At 49.5% G+C, this 3,639-nt stretch carries 5 protein-coding genes; all 5 read left to right on the plus strand.

Translation table 11 applies throughout. The features are described from left to right. On the plus strand, positions 1–526 hold a 526-nt coding region (gene fapR / locus C1T29_RS10070), incomplete at its 5' end, for a transcription factor FapR (RefSeq protein WP_208945676.1). 17 nt (positions 527–543) lie between these two features. Continuing rightward, positions 544–1,536, plus strand: a complete 993-nt coding sequence (gene plsX / locus C1T29_RS10075; protein WP_003181700.1) for a phosphate acyltransferase PlsX — start codon at positions 544–546, stop codon at positions 1,534–1,536. A 17-nt stretch (positions 1,537–1,553) separates the two neighbouring features. Continuing rightward, positions 1,554–2,510 carry an ACP S-malonyltransferase gene (fabD, locus tag C1T29_RS10080; protein ID WP_103749014.1) on the plus strand — a complete coding sequence of 319 codons (957 nt, stop codon included), beginning with the start codon at positions 1,554–1,556 and terminating at the stop codon, positions 2,508–2,510. Then, positions 2,500–3,243 carry a 3-oxoacyl-[acyl-carrier-protein] reductase gene (fabG, locus tag C1T29_RS10085; protein ID WP_103749013.1) on the plus strand — a complete coding sequence of 248 codons (744 nt, stop codon included), beginning with the start codon at positions 2,500–2,502 and terminating at the stop codon, positions 3,241–3,243. The genes fabD and fabG overlap by 11 nt, the downstream gene beginning before the upstream one ends. Before the next feature lie 76 nt (positions 3,244–3,319). Next, positions 3,320–3,553, plus strand: coding sequence for an acyl carrier protein (gene acpP / locus C1T29_RS10090; RefSeq protein ID WP_003181706.1), 234 nt, complete (start codon positions 3,320–3,322; stop codon positions 3,551–3,553). Positions 3,554–3,639: the final 86 nt, after the last annotated feature.

Raw genomic sequence — 3,639 nt, forward strand, 5'->3', positions numbered from 1 at the left:
GACGATTCGTACGACCCCGTTTATTACGGACGAGGAGTTAGCGGAGAAATTTAACGTCAGCATTCAGACGATTCGCTTGGACCGTTTGGAACTTTCCATACCTGAACTGAGAGAAAGAATCAAAAGTGTTGCCGAGAAATCTCTTGAAGATGAAGTCAAGTCTCTCCCGCTCGACGAGGTCATTGGCGAGATCATTGATTTGGAGCTGGATGAGCACGCGATTTCCATTCTGGAGATCAGAACGGAGCACGTTTTCAGCCGAAATCAAATCGCCAGGGGACACCATTTGTTTGCCCAGGCCAACTCGCTCGCCGTTGCCCTCATCGACGATGAGCTCGCATTGACGGCCAAAGCGGACATCCGCTTTACCAGGCAGGTCAAGCAAGGCGAACGGGTCGTTGCAAAAGCGAAAGTCGTAAAGCTTGATAAAGATAAAGGCAGAACGGTTGTTGAAGTGAACAGCTATGTTGCCGAAGAGCCTGTGTTTTCAGGCGAATTTGTCATGTATCGTTCAAAACAATCATAGAAGGTGGCGCGTAAGTCATGAAAATTGCTGTAGATGCCATGGGAGGAGACAATGCTCCCAAAGCGGTTATTGAAGGCGTGATGAAAGCGGTCGAAGATTTTGAAGACCTCGAGATTACGCTGATCGGCGACCGGGAAAAAATTGCCGCCCATTTAACGGAGCACGGGCGGATCACTGTCAAGCACGCGGAAGAAGTCATCGAGGCGACAGACGAACCTGTCAGAGCCGTCAGAAGAAAGAAGAATTCATCGATGGTTCTGATGGCCGGAGAAGTCGCCGAAGGCAGGGCGGATGCCTGCATTTCCGCCGGAAACACCGGAGCGCTTATGACGGCCGGGCTCTTTATCGTCGGCCGGATTGAAGGGATTGAAAGGCCTGCGTTGGCGCCGACATTGCCGACTGTCTCCGGAGACGGCTTTCTCCTTCTTGATGTCGGAGCGAATGTGGACGCCAAGCCCGAACATCTCGTTCAATATGCCATTATGGGATCTGTTTACGGAGAACAGGTGCTGGGCGTCAAAAATCCGCGCATCGGACTTTTAAACGTCGGAACCGAAGACAAAAAAGGAAATGAGCTTGCCAAGCAGACCTTTCAAAAATTAAAGGAAACCGATTTGAATTTCATCGGCAATGTGGAAGCGCGCGACATGCTGGACGGAGTCGCTGATGTCATCGTGACAGACGGCTTTACCGGTAACGTTGCCTTGAAAACGGTCGAGGGCGCGGCGCTGTCCATTTTTAAAATGCTGAGAACGACGCTGACTTCGAGCTTCACGGCGAAGCTCGCCGCCTCTGCGCTGAAGCCGAAGCTGAAAGAAATGAAAACGAAGATGGATTACTCTGAATACGGCGGAGCCGGATTGTTCGGCTTAAAGGCGCCCGTCATCAAAGCGCACGGATCATCTGACGGACGGGCCGTTTATCACGCGATCCGCCAGGCCAGAGAGATGGTCAGCCAAAATGTCGCGGCATTTATCGAAGAAAAAATTCAACAAAAAGCAGATGAATAGTCTGGAGGTTTTAACATATGGGCAAGATTGCTTTTCTATTCCCGGGCCAAGGTTCGCAGCATATCGGCATGGGACACGAATTGTATGAAAAAGAACCGAATGCAAAGAAGATTTTTGAAGAAGCGGATCAAACGCTTGAAACAAAACTGAGCACCCTCATGTTTGAAGGGGATGCAAAAGAACTGACACTTACATACAACGCGCAGCCAAGCCTTTTAACGGCGAGTACCGCAGCGCTTCAAAAACTGAAGGAATACGGCATTAAAGCCGACTATGCGGCAGGGCACAGCCTCGGCGAGTACAGCGCATTGGTAGCTGCCGGCGCCTTGTCGTTTAAAGACGCGGTTTATGCCGTCAGAAAGCGCGGCGAATTCATGAATGAAGCCGTGCCCGCAGGTGAAGGCGCGATGGCGGCAATTCTCGGCATGGACAGCCAGGCGCTGAAAGAAGTGACGGACAAAGTTTCCGAAGAAGGAAACCTTGTTCAGCTCGCCAATTTGAACTGCCCCGGGCAGATCGTCATCTCAGGAACAGCTAAAGGCGTCGAGCTCGCTTCAGAGCTTGCCAAAGAAAAGGGCGCAAAACGCGCGATTCCTCTCGAAGTCAGCGGGCCGTTCCATTCCGAGCTGATGAAGCCGGCAGCTGATAAGCTTCGTGAAGTTCTTGATGCGTGCAAGATCAGCGATGCAGCCATTCCGGTCGTCTCCAACGTAACAGCCGACTTTGTAACAGATAAAGACGACATTAAGAATAAACTGATTGAACAGCTGTATTCTCCTGTGCGATTTGAAGAAACAATCAGCCGCCTGATTGACGAAGGCGTGACGACGTTCATCGAAATCGGCCCCGGAAAGGTTTTGTCAGGGCTTGTGAAGAAAGTGAACCGCAGAGTCAAAACGATTGCTGTGTCAGACCCGAACACAATTGAACTTGCCGTTCAAACGTTGAAGGAGGAAAACGAAAATGCTGGATAATAAAACAGCCGTTGTTACAGGAGCCTCAAGAGGGATCGGCCGCGCGATCGCCCTGGACCTGGCGAAAAACGGAGCAAATGTCGTCGTCAACTACGCGGGCAATGAAGCGAAAGCGAACGAAGTTGTAGACGAAATCAAAGCGCTCGGCCGCGATGCGTTTGCTTTTAAAGCAGACGTTTCCAATGCGGATGAGGTTCAGGCGATGATGAAGGAAGCGGTCGGCCGCTTCGGTACGCTTGACATCCTTGTCAACAATGCGGGTATTACAAAAGATAATCTGTTCATGAGAATGAAAGAAGATGAATGGGACGACGTCATTAACATAAACTTAAAAGGTGTGTTCAATTGTTCAAAAGCCGTAACAAGACAGATGATGAAACAAAGAAGCGGCCGGATCATCAACATCACCTCGGTTGTAGGCGTCGTCGGTAACGCCGGACAGGCCAACTATGTCGCGGCTAAATCAGGCGTGATCGGCTTGACGAAAACGCTGGCGAAAGAGCTTGCGTCAAGAAATATCACCGTTAATGCAATCGCTCCGGGGTTTATTTCGACGGAAATGACGGACAAGCTGACAAAAGATATTCAAGACGAAATGCTGAAGCAGATTCCGCTTGCACGGTTCGGCGATCCGTCTGACATCAGCAGCGCCGTTGTTTTCCTCGCATCTGACCATGCGAGCTACATGACCGGCCAGACGCTGAACATCAACGGCGGAATGGCTATGGTTTAAACGAAATCAAAAATTGAATTATCTCTGGTTTTTTAAAAACGAATCAACTATAATACTTGAGGGGAGGTGAATAGCTATGGCAGACGCATTAGAGCGTGTAACAAAAATCATCGTAGACCGCCTCGGCGTGGATGAAGCCGACGTCACTCTTGAAGCTTCTTTTAAAGAGGATTTAGGCGCTGATTCCCTTGATGTAGTTGAGCTTGTCATGGAACTTGAAGACGAGTTTGATATGGAGATTTCTGACGAAGATGCTGAAAAGATTGCAACAGTCGGTGACGCTGTGAACTACATAAATAGTAAGCAGTAAGCTCATTTAAAGTCCCGTTTAAAGACGGGGCTTTATCCCTTTATAAATGCGGCTTTAATTTTAATGTTTTGCTGCCCAATGATACA

The sequence above is a fragment of the Bacillus sp. MBGLi79 genome, assembly GCF_002953915.1.

Excerpts from the sequence above, each read along its gene's own strand:
- plsX (WP_003181700.1), top strand. The coding sequence starts at position 544 with ATGAAAATTGCTGTAGATGCCATGGGAGGAGACAATGCTCCCAAAGCG.
- fabD (WP_103749014.1), top strand. The coding sequence starts at position 1,554 with ATGGGCAAGATTGCTTTTCTATTCCCGGGCCAAGGTTCGCAGCATATC.
- fabG (WP_103749013.1), top strand. The coding sequence starts at position 2,500 with ATGCTGGATAATAAAACAGCCGTTGTTACAGGAGCCTCAAGAGGGATC.
- acpP (WP_003181706.1), top strand. The coding sequence starts at position 3,320 with ATGGCAGACGCATTAGAGCGTGTAACAAAAATCATCGTAGACCGCCTC.